The 15,730-nt window shown below is 67.8% G+C and carries 19 protein-coding genes; 5 read left to right on the top strand and 14 right to left on the bottom strand.

The window, feature by feature from the left end; translation table 11 throughout:
• Positions 1 to 5: 5 nt before the first annotated feature.
• Positions 6 to 854, bottom strand: a complete 849-nt coding sequence (locus tag NON19_RS29170) for a helix-turn-helix domain-containing protein (RefSeq protein ID WP_255932142.1) — start codon at positions 852 to 854, stop codon at positions 6 to 8.
• 128 nt (positions 855 to 982) lie between these two features.
• Between NON19_RS29170 and NON19_RS29165 the strand changes: the two genes are divergently transcribed.
• The 4 genes from NON19_RS29165 (at position 983) to NON19_RS29150 (ending at position 3,859) form a co-directional block, all read left to right on the top strand.
• Positions 983 to 1,420 (top strand): ATP-binding protein, encoded by a 438-nt coding sequence (locus NON19_RS29165; RefSeq protein WP_255932141.1) that lies wholly within the window; start codon positions 983 to 985, stop codon positions 1,418 to 1,420.
• 15 nt (positions 1,421 to 1,435) lie between these two features.
• Complete coding sequence (locus tag NON19_RS29160; RefSeq protein WP_255932140.1) at positions 1,436 to 1,954, top strand: DUF1877 family protein; 519 nt, start codon at positions 1,436 to 1,438, stop codon at positions 1,952 to 1,954.
• 36 nt (positions 1,955 to 1,990) lie between these two features.
• Positions 1,991 to 2,611: an RDD family protein gene (locus NON19_RS29155; RefSeq protein WP_255932139.1), complete on the top strand. Its 621-nt coding sequence runs from the start codon at positions 1,991 to 1,993 to the stop codon at positions 2,609 to 2,611.
• Between the two features lie 297 nt (positions 2,612 to 2,908).
• Positions 2,909 to 3,859 (top strand): hypothetical protein, encoded by a 951-nt coding sequence (locus tag NON19_RS29150; RefSeq protein WP_255932169.1) that lies wholly within the window; start codon positions 2,909 to 2,911, stop codon positions 3,857 to 3,859.
• A 97-nt stretch (positions 3,860 to 3,956) separates the two neighbouring features.
• Here the strand turns inward: NON19_RS29150 and NON19_RS29145 are convergent, their stop codons facing one another.
• From NON19_RS29145 to NON19_RS29085, 13 genes are all read right to left on the bottom strand, one after another.
• Complete coding sequence (locus NON19_RS29145; protein WP_255932138.1) at positions 3,957 to 4,403, bottom strand: hypothetical protein; 447 nt, start codon at positions 4,401 to 4,403, stop codon at positions 3,957 to 3,959.
• A gap of 279 nt (positions 4,404 to 4,682) precedes the next feature.
• Entirely contained in the window at positions 4,683 to 5,081 is a 399-nt protein-coding gene (locus tag NON19_RS29140; RefSeq protein WP_255932137.1) for a DUF4279 domain-containing protein, read from the bottom strand.
• Positions 5,082 to 5,140: 59 nt separating this feature from the next.
• The gene (locus NON19_RS29135; protein ID WP_255932136.1) at positions 5,141 to 5,560 is read right to left on the bottom strand and encodes a DUF4279 domain-containing protein; all 420 of its coding nucleotides are present in this window, start codon (positions 5,558 to 5,560) and stop codon (positions 5,141 to 5,143) included.
• A 35-nt stretch (positions 5,561 to 5,595) separates the two neighbouring features.
• Positions 5,596 to 7,737, bottom strand: coding sequence for a putative adhesin (locus tag NON19_RS29130; protein ID WP_255932135.1), 2,142 nt, complete (start codon positions 7,735 to 7,737; stop codon positions 5,596 to 5,598).
• A complete protein-coding gene (locus NON19_RS29125; protein ID WP_255932134.1) occupies positions 7,734 to 8,156 on the bottom strand; it encodes a DUF6507 family protein in 423 nt (140 codons plus the stop codon). The genes NON19_RS29130 and NON19_RS29125 overlap by 4 nt, the downstream gene beginning before the upstream one ends.
• Positions 8,157 to 8,214: 58 nt before the next feature.
• A complete protein-coding gene (locus tag NON19_RS29120; protein ID WP_255932133.1) occupies positions 8,215 to 8,523 on the bottom strand; it encodes a pore-forming ESAT-6 family protein in 309 nt (102 codons plus the stop codon).
• Positions 8,524 to 8,543: 20 nt separating this feature from the next.
• Positions 8,544 to 8,876: a hypothetical protein gene (locus tag NON19_RS29115; protein WP_255932132.1), complete on the bottom strand. Its 333-nt coding sequence runs from the start codon at positions 8,874 to 8,876 to the stop codon at positions 8,544 to 8,546.
• Positions 8,877 to 8,988: 112 nt separating this feature from the next.
• Positions 8,989 to 10,437, bottom strand: coding sequence for a sensor histidine kinase (locus NON19_RS29110; RefSeq protein WP_255932131.1), 1,449 nt, complete (start codon positions 10,435 to 10,437; stop codon positions 8,989 to 8,991).
• Positions 10,434 to 11,177, bottom strand: coding sequence for a response regulator transcription factor (locus NON19_RS29105; RefSeq protein WP_255932130.1), 744 nt, complete (start codon positions 11,175 to 11,177; stop codon positions 10,434 to 10,436). Before NON19_RS29105 ends, NON19_RS29110 begins: the two co-directional genes overlap by 4 nt.
• Positions 11,178 to 11,253: 76 nt before the next feature.
• Complete coding sequence (locus NON19_RS29100) at positions 11,254 to 11,460, bottom strand: hypothetical protein (RefSeq protein WP_255932129.1); 207 nt, start codon at positions 11,458 to 11,460, stop codon at positions 11,254 to 11,256.
• Between the two features lie 10 nt (positions 11,461 to 11,470).
• Complete coding sequence (locus tag NON19_RS29095; protein WP_303654472.1) at positions 11,471 to 12,508, bottom strand: S1C family serine protease; 1,038 nt, start codon at positions 12,506 to 12,508, stop codon at positions 11,471 to 11,473.
• A gap of 148 nt (positions 12,509 to 12,656) precedes the next feature.
• Complete coding sequence (locus NON19_RS29090; RefSeq protein ID WP_255932128.1) at positions 12,657 to 13,682, bottom strand: LacI family DNA-binding transcriptional regulator; 1,026 nt, start codon at positions 13,680 to 13,682, stop codon at positions 12,657 to 12,659.
• A 31-nt stretch (positions 13,683 to 13,713) separates the two neighbouring features.
• Positions 13,714 to 14,529 (bottom strand): response regulator transcription factor, encoded by an 816-nt coding sequence (locus NON19_RS29085; protein ID WP_255932127.1) that lies wholly within the window; start codon positions 14,527 to 14,529, stop codon positions 13,714 to 13,716.
• A gap of 370 nt (positions 14,530 to 14,899) precedes the next feature.
• Here NON19_RS29085 and NON19_RS29080 point away from each other — a divergent pair, with 370 nt between their 5' ends.
• Positions 14,900 to 15,628, top strand: coding sequence for an alpha/beta hydrolase (locus NON19_RS29080; RefSeq protein WP_372514332.1), 729 nt, complete (start codon positions 14,900 to 14,902; stop codon positions 15,626 to 15,628).
• Positions 15,629 to 15,730: the final 102 nt, after the last annotated feature.

Below are 15,730 nucleotides of genomic sequence, written 5' to 3'. Positions count from 1 at the left end.
TCCTCTCAGATGTCGCGCGCGATGCGTTGGATCAGATCACGGGACTTTCGCGGGTCAAGGGCGCTGCCCGCCATTCGGTCCAGCACCTTTCGGTACCTCGCCAACTGTGCCTCCGCATCAAGGAATTCGCACCCATGGTCGGTGTCGAGTACAACGGTGTCCAGCTGCGGGGCGGGGCCAACGGCGTAGTCAATGGGGTGACCTGAACCGGGGAACCCACTTCCGAACGGCACTACCGTGATGGTGACGTTGTCCAGCTCGCTCATCTCGATGAGGTGCGTCAACTGGCCGCGCCAGGTCGCCGGGCCACCGAAACCCATGTGTAGCGCGGCCTCATGGATGATCGCCGTATAGGACGTGGGCGCACTGCCGTAAAGGATCTCCTGCCGCTTGATGCGGTGTGAGACATGGTGCTCCACCTCATGCGGCAGCAGCGGCGGAACGATCTCGCGGAAGGTCGCACGGGCGTGTTCGGTGGTCTGCAACAGCCCTGGCATGTGGATGGCGACCGCGACCCGCAGTGCGGCGGCATGGTGTTCGAGCTCGGCGATGTCCAGAAGCCCGAGCGGCAGGCGTTCGCGGTACTCCTCCCACCACCCTCGTTTGCGTTCACCAGTCATCCCAGCGAGGCCGTCGATGAGTGCCTGGTCGGTGCACGCGTAGTTCCGGGCCATCGCTCGCACTCGCTCCGAGCTCACACCGAAGCGGCCCGCCTCGATGTTGCTGATCTGCGCCTGGTTGGTGCCCAGAAGGCGACCCGCTTCCGTGGACGACAGGCCAGCACGCTCACGCAGCTTGCGCAGCTCTGCGCCGAGCCGAAGTTGACGCGCGGTCGGGCTGCTCCTCATCGGCATCTGTTGTTGCTCCCTTGCACGTCACCCACACGGGTACGAGTCATATCCATTCTGCGGATTGCGTCACAGTTATTCAGCGGAAGGCCGTACTGTGTGACGCAAGCCACTGCACCCTGCAAGGAGTAGCCATGGGCTCCCTCTGGACGTACACCCTCCAACTCCCGCGCGACGCACGCGCGGTACGCGTCGCGCGCCTCACACTCCGTACCGTACTGACCACTCACGGCTTGGGCGAACTCCTGGACCCGACCGAGCTGCTGACCAGCGAACTGCTCACGAACGCCTACCGCCACTCCGACGGCCCGTCCTCCCTCCGCGTCCGCAACATGGCGAACCGGCTGCGCGTCGGCGTATGGGACACCAACCCCACCATCCCGCCACCGTTCGCGAACGGCACGCTCCACTCACCGGAGCCGGAGAGCGAGCAGGGCCGCGGCCTGATGCTGGTGCGGCGCTGGGCCGACAACTACGGCGGATACGAGATCGGCGGCGAACTCGACGGCAAACCGGGCAAGTTGTTGTGGTTCGAGGTCCTGCGCCGCGACGCGTTCGGCATGGCGGCATAAGAGGAGGGGCCAAAGGTGGGCATATGGACCTGGCTGTTCCGGATGCGTCCGGACGACGTCGACGCACTTCTCGCGCAGCCGGACGGCTTGGACCAGTTGCTGGACGCCTGCTTCAGCGAACACCCCCAGGTGCGCCCGGTCGCCCAGATGGACACGCACCGCGTCTGGCACGCGATACACGTCCTGCTCACCGGCAAGGAGGGCGACGGCGCCGACCCCCCAGCCAGCCATGTGGTGTGGGACGGCCACCGGTTGTCGTGGGGCGGCGGCCCGTACGTCGCGGAGACGCTGCTACGCCCGGACCAGGTCCGGAAGGTCGCCGACTACCTGGACGCCCTCGACTTCGACGAACTGCTACATGCGCGCGCACCGGCAATGCGCAACGGCGAGCTGTGGGTCTATTCGTTCACGGGCTGGAACGACGGCCTGGACCTCATCGAATCCGGCGCCCTCGCCCGAACCTTCAACGAACTACGCACTTTCTACCGCGCGGCGGCACGAGCCGGAGACGTGGTCTGCAAGTCACGGGGGTAAGCGCCGTGCGACGCGGGCCTGTTTGAATGGAGTGCGATGAGCAGCCCATACAACGCCGAGCCTCACCAGTACCCGACTACGCGCTACCCGGGCCAGACCCCGGTGCCGCCTGTGGGCGCAACCCCGTACGGGGCGTACCCGCCTCCGACTACGGGCTACCTACCGCCAGAGGCATGGCCCGCCGTTCAGCGGGATCCGCGTAACCCACCGGTACTGGCCAACCCCGGCCAGCGGCTGGGCGGTCACGCTCTCGACTTCCTGTTCGTGTTCCTGGGCTGCGTGGTCATCGGCATCGTGTTCCTGGTGATCGGCCGGGTGACGGGACGACCGGGGAACGAGCCTGAGGGCGGCGCGCTGTTGGTGTGCCACATCGTGGCGATGCTCGCGTGGGTCGTCCTGTACGACCCGGTGCAGACCGTCCTGTGGGGCCGCACACTCGGCAAGCGCTGCGCGGGCACCCGCGCTGTCCCACTGGCCAGGCCCACCGAACGCCTGGGCTTCGGCCAGGCATTGGGCCGCTGGCTCCTCGACCTGACGATGACGCTCGTCCCGTTCCTGGGCCTACTCAACGCGTTGTGGCTCCTGTGGGACCGACCGTACTACCAGTGCCTGCACGACAAGGTCGTTCAGACGGCGGTCATTCGGCACCGGGGATAAGCCGCCCGGGCGGAGCGTCTTCCCGGGGGACATATCGGCTGCCGCACTCTGGCGCGGGGCGGATATTGTGTCGGACTGGTCCGGTTGCGTTCCGGGTAACGACCAAGGCCCGGTTCACGTTTCACATTTCACATACCAGCGACGGGGGTTTTCGTGCGGGTGCGTAGGCGGATAGCCGCTGCCACGAGTGTGAGTGTCGTCGTCTTCGCCGCTGCGGGCTGCGGTGGCGACACACACTCCTCCGACAAGGCGTCACCGCAGACGACGGTATCGAGTACGCACGCTCAGTCCGTGCCGATGCAGACGACACCTCAATCGGTCACCTGGACCGACTCCGACAAACGGGCGCACCACCTGAGGATCACACCCCAGCGCCTCGCGCGTGGCTCGGCCTCCGACCTGACTCACGTCCACTTGATGGACGACGACCTCAAGGGGAAGGTGCCGTACTACCTGACCGTCTCCTACACCAACACCGACCAGGCCGCGCTGTCGCATCCGTCCCCGGAGAGCGACTTGTCGGTCAACGGCGCCGACGGCCAGCCCGGCAAGGCGATCTCGATGCTGTCCGATGGTCTGGGCACCGGTCCAAGTCTTCCCGACCACTGCGGTCAGAGTGGTCCGGACACGTTGGCGGCGGGCGGCACGGCACAGGTGTGCCAGATCTTCATGCTGTCGCCGAAGCAACAACCGACGACCGTCTCCTTCACCGACGATGGCGGCGGCACGGTCATCTGGCAGGTCCGCGGTGACAAGGACGACGCAGCAAGCGGCGTACTGCCTGCGGGGAAGACCGCCGATTCCGTCTGGCAGGACAGCGATAAGCACCCTGTGCCGATGAGCGTCACCCCGAAGAGCGTGCGCACTGGGAACATATCCGACCTGAGCCAGTACGACCTGGACGCAGATCAGAAAAAGCTGATCCCGTACTACGTCACGATCGAGTACCGCAACAACGGCAAGAACGACCTGTACCCGGACATGCACGAGGGCGTGTTGCTGCGGGGAGCCAGCGGCCAGGAGGCAAAAGCAATGACTCTCCTGAACCTCAACTTCGACGGCAGCGGTAACGGGATCGAGCAGTGTCCGCAGTCACTCCTGGACCACATGCTGCAGCCAGGGAGCACGTTCACTCAGTGCACCATCCACATGTTGCCCAAGGGCGACACCCCTGCCACCGTCGTATTCCAGGGCCAGGGATCGGGCGCACAGCCAGTCACCTGGCACGCCACGGAAGGCAACAAGTAGCCCCAAGCCGCGCTCGCCACGCCTCCGCCCATGGCGTCGGCGAGCGCGGCAAGGTCGTCGTGGTGCTTCTGCGGAGTGCGACTGAGTGTGGAGTGCGTCAGCGGACAGTGTGGGCTCGCTGATGGCGATCGGGTGGTGCGAAGCTGAGACCGTTCTCGTCCAGGGCATTGAAGACGGTCACCCTGCTCCCGTCGAAGACGAAGCTGACGTCAACGTTCCCGCGAGCCAGGTCGTTGCCCGTCCATTCGAGCAGTTCCACGTTCTTGAGTGGCAGGCCTAGCGCAGCGCGCAATTCAGGGGTCGGCCAGCAACGCCACTGCAAGTCGAAGTCCGGCCACTGGACCGGACATCCGGGGTCGATCGTGTTCCACGTGAGGGATAGATCGTCGAACTTGTGATGATTGATCTCGACCTGTTCGCCGTCGAAGTCCAACAGCACCGGGCAGTCGCAGAACCACTCGTCATCCTCTAGGTCCCAGACCAGCCAGACCTTCGTCAACGTACGGCCGACGAGACCACGCAGGCGATGCTCGTGCTCGCGCATAACGCCGCTACGGCCCTGCAACCACAACGGTTGGTAGCCCGCGATACCAAAATTTGCCCGAGCCGATCTGCATGGCCGCGACATAGGCTTCCCGCGTCTCGAGCTCGTTCGCTGTGGGGTCGAGGACGCAGCGTGCCTCAGCCTCGGTGGCATGCAATCGCGCTGTCAAAATCGGGTGACTCCTCCAAGTCCTCGATTTCTTCCTTCGTGCCCTTGCTGAGCACCTCTACGCCCCGAGCCGCGTTGTCAGTTGGGAATTCGTGGCGAGGTACACGAACCCTATGAAAGCCAGTCAAACTCATCTTTCAATGGGGCGCACCTAGAGGTAAAGGAAAGGGGGACGCCTAGCTCTTTGACTCGGTTGAGGATAGTGGGACTCAGCCACAGTGCTACGCCCGTCTCCACCGAGCCGGTGATATCGATCTGGACGGAATAACCTTGGCTAACCAGTTCCGCCAGGGCGGCGCGGCGGCTCTCCAGTTGGCCGCTAAGGGCTTGCAACTGGTCCTCGACGCTGGGTGAGAAGCTCTCATCGTACCCGTAGGTCCAGCAGCCGACACCTTCCCTGAAAGCGGGTGTCTCCCCCGGGAGGCGGGCAAAGGAGGCGTTGAGCGACAGCTTTTCACTGATGAAGTCTGGTGAGAGATCACTCTTCGTGATGACAAGTGAGGTGCTCACCGATTCCCAGCTTTCTTTCCGGGTTCCCATTTTTCCTCGCAACCTTTGAAGACTTCTTGTCAGCGCTCGTTGGCATTCTGTGAAACCTTGAGTGGGATTCCCAGCCGGGCGAGACGTTCAAGGGTTGAGGTGGATAGCCGGAATGTCGCCCCGTTGCCGACGAAGCCATGGATCTGCAAGTACGCCTGGAATCCGGATGTGATCAGCCTCTGGAGCTCTTGGCTCTTGGGCTCAATCGCCGACAGCACGTAATCGATCTGCTCGTCCAATGTGTCAGAAATGCGATCATTGCACTTCAGAATCCAAAGCCCATTTGTGTCGTCGGCTGGCCGCCATCGGCTCGGACCCGGCATGCGGGTGTCAGTGGGCGTAATGCCCAACATCGACGTCAACGAGTCGGGTTCCAGGTCCGGGCTCTCAATGGTGAGCGACACATCGGTGAGGACCCATGGCCCCTCGGTGTGTGTGTACTGCTCCATGTGTGCCTCCCAAGCGTCGCCCGTTGGTGAGCATTCTAGGGCTCGAGCTCTCGGCAAGCGGCCCAGTGCACGTCCCCCATACCCTCTTTGAGCAGCTCTGACAGGCGAGTCCGCTCCGTCACGGTCACTGAGTTTTCCATGACGCTGAAGCTGCCGCCGAGGCCGGCGCTTGGTGCGGCGAGGGTGTAATCGGGGATTACATCTCCTGGGTGGAACGTTTCGACAAAGCCGCCAGGGTAGACCCCGGCCTCCACCGCAACGCCGTTCAGGCCGGGAAGCAGGTCGCCGTGCGGCACGTAGAAGGAAATGGTTGTGCCGTGTGGAACGGTGAACTCTCCCGCTGTCCTTTCCATGAACCCGTGTCCGGCGAAGACCGTTTGCCCATCAGCACGGCCACCGGCGAAGACGCGGGTTGCGTAATAATGTCCGTCTTCAGCCGTGTAGCGTGACATGTCCACTGGCTGCAACTTGCGGTCGATCAGGGCTTGTTTGACTTCCGCACTGGACGGCAGGGGGTCTCCTGCGCCCCGATGCCCCTCTGTAAGCGGACCATCTTGGGACGTTGGCCACTCCGAGTGGCCAGACCCGTGTCCGGTGTCATGGACGCTCGGAGCGTCATGTCCCGTGTGGTCAGTTTCTGGGGCATGCTCGGCATCGCCATGTCCCGCGTGGTCGGGCGGTGCGTGCTCGCTATGAGCGTCCGAGCCAGCGTGGACATCAGCGTGAGGCGACGAACCGTTACTGCCATGACTCTCGTCGCCATGGCCGTGAGCGCCGCCGCTCAGGTCGCCGGGATCATGGCTGCCCCCGCCCACCGTGACCAGTTCCCGTTGCGTCGGGGCCTCGACGTGGACGTCCGGAGGTGTGGGCGTGGCGCGGTCCGCCGCAGAAGGTTCGTGTACCGGCTCGTGGATGGTGCCGTCTGGTGCGTGGTAGTTGAGGTGGGGGTCGATGTGGCCGCCATCCGGCAGCGGGACGGTGCCGTCGGGGAGGGAGCCGAAGCGGGCCTTGAGGGTGTCGATGTTGACCAGGCCCTTGACGTTGAAGACCGCCTGGTCCTTCAGGTTCTTCAACGCGTCGATGGCGGCGGCGACCTTGGGGAGGTCGCCGATGCCCTTCAGGGCGATACCCGCGCCCTTGGCGGCGTAGGTCATGGGGTCGATGAACTTGCCCGCCTTGCCCAGGACGCTGACGACCTTGCCGACTGACCCGGTCTTGGCGGCTACGCCTTCGCCGCCCGCGAGCAGGGTGAGGGCGTTGAAGGTGACGCCGCCCGCGGCGCGGGCGGGGTCCTTGCTCCATTCGTCCCAGGCGACCAGGCTCTTGCCGAAGGCCTGGGTGGTCTTACGGCTGGTGCGCACCCAGCCGGGCAGCCAGGATTCGGGCATGGCGGCGAAGACGGGGGAGTAGCTGGACAGGCCGACGACGAGTTCGCCCAGGCCCTTCCAGGAGTTGAGGAAGGTGTCCAGGCCCTCCAGGCCGACCAGGCCGCCCAGGCCCTTGATCGTGCCCCAGATGCCGTCGACGATCAGGCCGTCCCAGACGAAGGACTTGGCCCAGTGGTCGATGCGGTACCAGTGGTACTTCAGCTCGGCCGCGTCGCCCCAGGGCAGGCCCTTGGCGCCGTCCATTTGTTGGGCGGTGTAGCCGTACATGTTCGACTTGTTGCTGCCGTCGTTGTGTACGTACTGCGTGCCGTGGAAGATCGCGTCGATCGCGTTCGCGCAGCGGATCTCGGCGTCCCAGAACGCGGCGACGGCGGCGTCGACCTGCTTGCGCAGGTCGTTGTTGCGGTCGACCTTGTGGCTGTCGTACTGCCAGTTGTGGTCCTTCTTCGCCTCCGCGACGAACGCCTCGGCGTCGTGCCGCAGTTGGGTGAGTTTGCTGGCCAGCGGTTTGATCTCGTTCGCGTACGTCGACAACGCGTTCGCGACGGTCTTCAGGTCGTCGCCGAAGGTCCTGCCCGCGTCCGCGACCGGCTTGGTGGTGGCGAACAGTTGCTCGGCCTCGGGGGCCTCGTAGAACGCGGACAGTCCCTGGAAGTTGGAGTGGACGCCCGCACCCGTCCCGGCGATGGCACCCGCGTCGTTGCGCAGGTCGGTGACGTCGGATTCGAGTTGGTCGATGTGCCCGGTGAACTGGGGTATCTCCTCGGGCTTGATCAGCGCGTCGCTCACTTCTTCCTCCCCCCAGGCGAGGGTGGCAGCGCGACCGGGGGTGGCGTGGTGCTGGCCTTCAACGCATCGCTCTGCGCCTGGGCGGCCATCTCCAGGTCACCGGTGATGTACGCCTTGGTGGCGTCCACCGCACCGGTTAGCGATGCGCCCGCGCGCTCGGCCATGAACTCCAACTGGCCCTTCGTCGCCTCGGCGAAGTTGCTCAACGCCAGCGCGACCAGGCCCATGCCGTTCTTGCCGCCGTAGTCGCCCGAGCCGCCCTTGCTGATCGTGCCCGCGTCCTTGGCCGCGTTCTGCAGATGGGTGCCGTATGAGGTGACCTGATCCTTGAGGCCCTTGGCGATGTCGCCGATCTTGCCCACGACGACGCCCACCCCGTGGACATCGATGTTCCACACACCCGCTGGATGCGACGCCATCCCGTTGCCGCTCCTCCCCGTGTCCCAGCAAGCCCGCAACCGGCGTTACATGACGCCGTTACCCGATCCCGTCCACCGCCGCCTTCGCCTGCGACAGTGTCTGCTGCGCGGTGCCGTCGTTCTTCTCCAGCGTCGAGCGCACCAGGTGGATGATCTGCCGCACCTCGTTCGCGGCCCGGTTCCAGCGCTGCTCCTTGCCGTGGTACTCATCCGAGACGCCATCGGCCTGGAAGTCGGCCATCGCCGCCTTCACCTGCCGGTCCCGCTCGTTGATCACCGTCTCCAACCGGGCGATCACACCGGCCAGATTCGTCTGCGCCTCGGCGGACGCGCCCGTGTCGAAGCTGCGACGGTCAGCGTTGCCCATGAGAACCAACCCCCTGTGTCTCAGCGGCCGGAGAACCGGGCCGCGTCGAAGTTCGCCGAACCCATCGCCGAGCGGGCGTCATCCGACATCTGGTGGTCACCAGTGGTGAACGACTTGTTCATACCCGACTGGCCCCCCAGGATCGCCCCCAACGAGCTGTTCAGATCCGCCGTGATCCGGTCCGACTGCGCCTTGAACGCATCGAACGCCGCCTTGCCCGCGCCGTTGAACTTCCCCTCCAACGGCTGCGCCGCCGCGATCAACTGCTTGATCAGCGACCCCAGATCCTCACTCGACCCCTGGGTGTTCTTGATCAGCGTTGACAGGGTGCCGCTTCCCATGTCGAACTTCACATCAACCCCCGATGCTCATTCAGGCCACGGCGTTCTCAGCCCCGGCCATCCTCCCATCACCACGTCCATCCCAGCGGTTCGGTTCCCGCTCGGTCAACCCGGTTGTCACGGGTCACTCCGGCGGCGCCACCGCCGTGCCCGGCAGCCGTACGACCGCCACCGTGCCGCCACCCGGGGCGGGGTGCAACGACACCGCGCCGCCGGACTGTTGGACGGCGCGGGCGACGATGGACAGGCCGAGGCCCGAGCCGGGCAGGGCGCGAGCGGAGGGGGAGCGCCAGAAGCGTTCGAAGACGTGGGGGAGGTCCTCGGGGGGGATGCCGGGGCCCTGGTCCCGTACGGTCAACTCGCCGTTGGCCAGGATGACTTCGATGGTGCCGCCGGACGGGCTGAACTTCACCGCGTTGTCCAGCAGGTTGACCACCGCGCGCTCCAGCGACGAGGGCTCGGCCCGTACGTACCAGGGCGTCAGGTGGGTCCTGATCGTGAGGTCGGGGCCGCGTAGCCGGGCGCGTTTGATGGCGTGCTCGGCTACCTCGTGCAGGCCGACGGTCTGGAACGGGGCGCTGCCCGGCAGCGCGTCCGGGCGGGAGAGCTCCTGCAAGTCGCCGATGAGCAGGGCGAGTTCGGCCATCTGCGCCTTGACGGAGCTGAGCAGTTCCCTGCGGTCCTCGGGCGGCAGTGGCCGACCGATCTCCTCGCTGCGGGCCAGCAGTTCGATGTTGGTGCGCAACGAGGTCAGCGGGGTGCGCAGTTCGTGGCCCGCGTCGGCGATCAGTTGCTGCTGGCGCTCGCGGGAGGAGGCGAGTTGGGCGGTCATGGAGTTGAACGAGGCGGACAGCCGGGCGATCTCGTCCTCGCCCTCCACGGGGATGCGGACCGCCAGATCCTCGGTGCGGGCGATGTGCTCGACGGCGTCGGTGAGCCGGTCCACAGGGCGCAGGCCCGCGCGGGCGATGCCCAGCCCGGCGCTGGTGGCGCCGACGACTCCTATTCCGGCGACGACGACGAGGATGAGGGCGAGATGGTCCAGGGGTTCGGTGATGTCGCGCAGCGGGCGGGAGACGGAGACCGCGAAGGGCTGCCTGCCGACGCCCGGGATGGGCACCGGCATCACCCGGGTGTAGACGCGTACGGCCTCCTTGCCGTCGGTGGTCCTGGCGTCGTGGTAGACGGACCGCGCGTTGGACTCCCATATGCCGTCGGCGACCGCGTTGGCGACGCCCAGGTCCCACTTGGTCACCTTGACCTCTTTGCCCTCAACCACGCAGGGCGGTCCGGTGGGTTGTACGACCTGTACGTAGGTCTGCGGACCCGCCACTGGTCCTGGACCGGGTTGGGTGCCGGGAGTGCACGAGCGCAGCGCGGTGCTGAGCCGTGGGTTGGTGTTCTGCAGCGACTGGTCGAACTGGTGCAACAACTGCCGCTGCGCGGTGAACCACGCCGCCACCGCCACCGCCGCCACCGCGAACCCCACCGCCGCCGCGACCAGCAGGGCCAACCGGGAGCGCAGCGGCAGGGCCTTGAAGCGCCAGCGTCTCAGCAGGCGCAGACGCCTCATGGCTTGCCCTCGGCGGAGCGCAGTACGTAGCCGACACCGCGCACCGTGTGCACCAGCCGCGGTTGGCCGCCCGCCTCGGTCTTGCGGCGCAGGTACATCACGTACACATCAAGGGAGTTGGAGCTGGGTTCGAAGTCGAAGCCCCACACCGACTTGAGGATCTGCTCGCGGGTGAGCACCTGGCGCGGGTGGGTCATGAACAGTTCGAGCAGCGTGTACTCGGTGCGGGTCAGTTCCACCGGGCGGCCCGCGCGGGTGACCTCGCGGGTGGCCGGGTCCATCCGCAGGTCGGCGAAGATTAGCGCGGTGTCCTGCGGAGCCTCGGCGGCGCTGGCGGCCGCCGCGGCGTACGAGGTGCGGCGCAGCAGGGCGCGCAGCCGGGCCAGCAACTCGTCCAGTTCGAAGGGCTTGACCAGGTAGTCGTCCGCACCGGCGTCGAGACCGGTGACCCGGTCGCCGACGGTGTCCCGGGCGGTGAGCATCAGGATGGGCGTGGTGACGCCGTTGTGGCGCAGTCGGCGGGCGGTGGTCAGACCGTCCATGCGCGGCATGAGCACGTCGAGGATGATGGCGTCCGGGCGGTAGGCCTGGACCTGTTCGAGGGCGGCGAAGCCGTCGGCGGCCAGTTCCGTGTCGTACCCCTCGAAGGCGAGACTGCGGCGGATCGCCTCGCGTACCGCGGGCTCGTCGTCCACGACCAGGATGCGGGACGGCTGTTCGCCGCTCTCGGCGGGGCTCATCGTGTGCGTACCTCGCTGTCGCTCGTAACGGGTGTGCGGTTCGACGGGTGTGCGGTTCGGCGCGTGGCCTGCGCGTTCAGCCTCGCACGGATGCGGAGGCGGTGCTTCGGCGCGCGGTGGCGCGCCGGGTCGTGCGGCCGGGGCACGGCGCACTGGCGGTGACGTACGGGGGCACCTGCCCCCGGCCGTGGTCGGCGGACCGCTGCTCATCGCCCGAGCACCAGGTTACGGCGGTGGCGAGGGCGTGCCGGGCCCGGTAGGCGCCCACGGTGAGACGGGCCATGAGCGACTCCTCAGCCGTTGTAGCTGATGTTGTTGCTGTTGAGGAACGACTTGACGGTGTTGATCGGGATGGCGAAGCCCAGGCCGATGCTGCCCGCGTCGCTGGAGGCGCCGTTGCCGTCGCTGGAACTCGGCGAGTACATCGCGGAGTTGATGCCGACGATCTGGCCGCCGAGGTTGATCAGCGCGCCACCGGAGTTGCCGGGGTTGAGCGGCGCGTCGGTCTGTATCGCCTTGTAGGTGGTGGTGTTTCCGCCGACCTGGCCGTTGTACTGGCCGCCGCCGAACTCGAACGGCCACTGGTGGCGGCCGCCGCCCCAGCCGCCGAAGCCGTTGCCGCTGGAGTCGCCACCGCTGGAGTCGCCGCCCTCGACCGGCACCGTCACGTCGCGGTTGAGCGCGGAGACGACACCGCTGGTCACGGTGTTGGACAGGCCCTCGGGCGAGCCGATGGCGACCACCTGGTCACCGACGGCGAGCGAGTCGGAGTTGCCGAGCCTTCCGGTCGGAAGGCCGCTGACGCCCTGTGCCCTGATCACCGCGAGGTCCTTGGAGGCGTCGGTCGCGATGACCTTGGCGGTGGCGCTCCTGCCGTTGGTGAAGTTCACCTTCACGGTGCCCGCGCCCGCGATGACGTGGTTGTTGGTGAGGATGGCGCCGTCGGAGCCGAGGACCACACCGGAGCCGATGGACTGCCCGCCGCCGGTGTCGGCGGTGATCTCCACAATGCTCGGGCTGACCGCGGAGGCCACCGCGCTCACGCTGCCCAGGGACTTGGCGGAGGTCGGGGACCCGGCGACGGACGACGAGACGGTGTCGGTGCGGGTCGCGTTTCCTATCAGGGCCGCGGTGCCACCGCCGACCAGACCGGCGGCCAGGGCGACCGCGGCGACCAGCGCGACGGACCGGCGCGAGCGCCGGGGCCCGGGGCCACCGGGCTCGGCCAGCGGTTGCGACGGGTGGTACGGCGGCGGGGGAGGGAACGCGCCGCCGGAGAGGTCTTCGGCACCGTGCTGGGGGCCGCTGCTGAAGGGGGTGCTGTCCGTCATGGCAACGACTTTCGGCGCGGATCATGAGAGTCGTCTGAGCGCCAGCTGAGAAGCCCGACAGAAGTAGGTATGCCCGAAATAAAGGCCGCTACCTACTTGTTGCCCGCCGCCTACCCTTCGCCCGGCGCCGAGAGCAGCCGCGGGCCGCCTATGCCGAGCAGCCGCAGGAGCGGCGGATCACCAGCCGGGACGGGAACTGCTTGAGCCGCTCCCGGCGCGACCCGGCGAACCGCAGCCCGTCGTCCAGCACCAGGTCCACCGCCGCGCGGGCCATCGCCTCGCGGTCGGAGGCCACCGTGGTCAGCGAGGGATCGGTCAGTGCCGCTTCCTTGACGTCGTCGAAGCCCGCGACGGCCAGCTCGCGCGGCACGTCGATGCGCAGCTCCCGGGCGGCCCGCAGCAGGCCGATCGCCTGGTCGTCGGTCGAGCAGAAGACGGCGGTCGGCCGGTCCTGGCGGGACAGCAGGTCGAGGCCGATGCGGTAGGCGTCGTAGCGGTTGTACGGAGCCTGGATGAGCCGGCCCTCGGTGGACCGTCCGGCTTCCTGCATGGCGCGTCGCCAGCCCTCGACGTGGTCGGTGACCGGGTCACCCACCGTCGGGGTGCCCTCCAGGCCGCCGAGGCAGGCCACATACTCGTGGCCGTGCTCCAGCAGGTGCCGGGTGGCCAGCTGCGCGCCGCCGATGTCGTCGGTCACCACGGCGACGTCGTCGATCGCCGCGGGACGCTCGTGCAGCAGCACCACTCGGGCGTCCCACGCCTCGATCTCGGCCGCCGCTTTCTCGCTCGGGCCCTGGCTGATCAGGATCACGCCAGCCACCCGCATACCGAGGAAGGCGCGCAGATAGTGCACCTCGCGCTCGTCGAGGTAGTCGGAGTTCCCGGCCAGCACCATCTTTCCGCGCTCGGCGGCGGCGCGTTCCACGGCGTGCGCCATCTCCGCGAAGAACGGCTGGCGGGCGTCCGGGACGATCAGCCCTATCAGGTCGGTGCGGCGGCTGGCCATCGCCTGGGCCACCCGGTCCGGGCGATAGCCGAGCTGTTTGATCGCCGCGAGCACGCGTTCGCGGGTGGCCGGTGCGACCGGCCTGGGTCCGTTGTTGATGACGTAGCTGACGACCGCGGTGGAGGTCCCTGCCAGCCTGGCCACGTCGTCGCGCGTCACCTTGGGCACGGGCGTAGTCTACGCGGGTGAACCGCCGACGTTACCGGCCGTCTTCGCCGGTCGCGCGGGTGGTCGAGCTGGCGCCCGCGGCGGCCTCCTCCCGCGCCGCCCCGCCCCGGTCCGGCGCGGTCCGCTCGGCCTCCTTGGCCTGGGCGGCCTTGGCCTCCTCGGCGGCGCGCTCCACCTTCTCCGGCGCGACGAAGCGGTAGCCGACGTTGCGCACGGTGCCGATCAGCGCCTCGTGCTCGGGACCCAGCTTGGCGCGCAGCCGCCGTACGTGGACGTCGACGGTGCGGGTGCCGCCGAAGTAGTCGTATCCCCAGACCTCCTGGAGGAGCTGGGCGCGGGTGAACACCCGGCCCGGGTGCTGGGCGAGGTACTTCAGCAGCTCGAACTCCTTGAACGTCAGGTCCAGGATCCGGCCCTTGAGCTTGGCGCTGTACGTGGCCTCGTCCACCGACAGGTCGCCGGTGCGGATCTCCAGCGGGCTGTCGTCCGCGGTGATCTGCTGGCGGCCGGTGGCCAGCCGCAACCGCGCCTCGACCTCGGCGGGGCCAGCGGTGTCCAGCAGCACGTCGTCCACGCCCCAGTCGGCGGTGACGGCGGCCAGGCCGCCCTCGGTGACGACGAGGATCAGCGGGCAGCCGGGACCGGTCGAGCGCAGGAGCTGGCACAGGCTGCGGATCTGCGGCAGATCGCGGCGGCCGTCGATGAGGATCACGTCGGCGCCGGGCGTGTCGACGAGCGCGGGGCCCTCAGCGGGGGCGACGCGGACGCTGTGCAGCAGCAGGCCGAGCGCGGGCAGCACTTCGGTGGACGGTTGCAGGGCGTTGGTCAGCAGGAGCAGTGAACTCACCGGAGGCTCCCCTCCGTCGTCCGGTCAAGGCACGGGTACGGCGCGCCGGGCGCACTGTGCCCACCCAGCCAGCATGCCCCGGCCGGGCCGTCAGCCGTATACGGCGTTGTATACGCACTCTCTGAAGTACCTGTACTGCCCGGTTTGCTCATTCGCGAACCCTCCTCGGTCCCTGCGAGGACGTGGTGCCCTGCGGCTTTTGGAGTGCCCGAAAGCACGAAAGGACCCGGGGGCGGCGCTGCCCGGATCCTCTTGCCTCAGGAGAATAGCCGACATGGACGCCACGGGTGGGAAAGAGTTGGCACGGTTCGGTGTTTCCTCGATCACTTCACGTAGTCGGCAATACGCCCGAAAGAGATCACCTCGTCACATCCTGTTGACACGGGACGGGGTGCGGATCGAGGCCGAACACCATGGGGCGCTGAACGGTTCCGAGGACCTGGCGGTGGTGCTGGCGCACGGCTTCACCGGCTCGCTCGACCGTCCCGCGGTGCGGCGGGCGGCGCGGGCGTTCCGGGGGTACGGCGGGGTGGTCACGTTCTCCTTCCGGGGGCACGGCGGCTCCGGCGGACGGTCCACGGTGGGTGACCGCGAGGTGCTGGACGTGGACGCGGCGGTGGGCTGGGCGCGTCGGCTGGGGTACCGGCGGGTGGCGACCGTCGGCTTCTCGATGGGCGGTTCGGTGGTGCTGCGGCAGGCGGCGGCGCGGGAGGTGCCGGTCGACGCGGTGGTGTCGGTGAGCGCGCCCGCGCGGTGGTACTACCGGGGGACGGCGCCGATGCGGCGGTTGCACTGGGTGGTGACGGGGCGGGTCGGCCGTACGGTGTCCCGGTACGGCCTGAGGACCCGGATCCACCCCGAGGGGTGGGACCCCGTGCCGGTTCCGCCGGTCGAGGCGGTTCGGTTCATCGCGCCCACGCCGTTGCTGATCGTGCACGGGGATCGGGACGCGTACTTCCCGCTGGACCATCCCCGGTCGTTGGCGGCCGCCGCCGGGGATCGCGCGGAGCTGTGGATCGAGCCGGGCTTCGCCCACGCGGAGAACTCCGCGTCCCCGGCCTTGTTGTCACGCATCGGCACGTGGCTGACCGCGACGTAGCGTTTTCCGCCCTCCCGCCCACCCATTCGCCGTTGCGCACGGCCGGTGCGGGTCCCGCCGCGTGGCTGCGCCGCGGCGTGGTGGGTGGGCGAACCCCACCCA

The organism is Streptantibioticus rubrisoli, assembly GCF_024436055.1.
GTDB lineage: Bacteria > Actinomycetota > Actinomycetes > Streptomycetales > Streptomycetaceae > Streptantibioticus_A > Streptantibioticus_A rubrisoli.
This window is presented reverse-complemented; position numbering and strand designations above follow the sequence as displayed.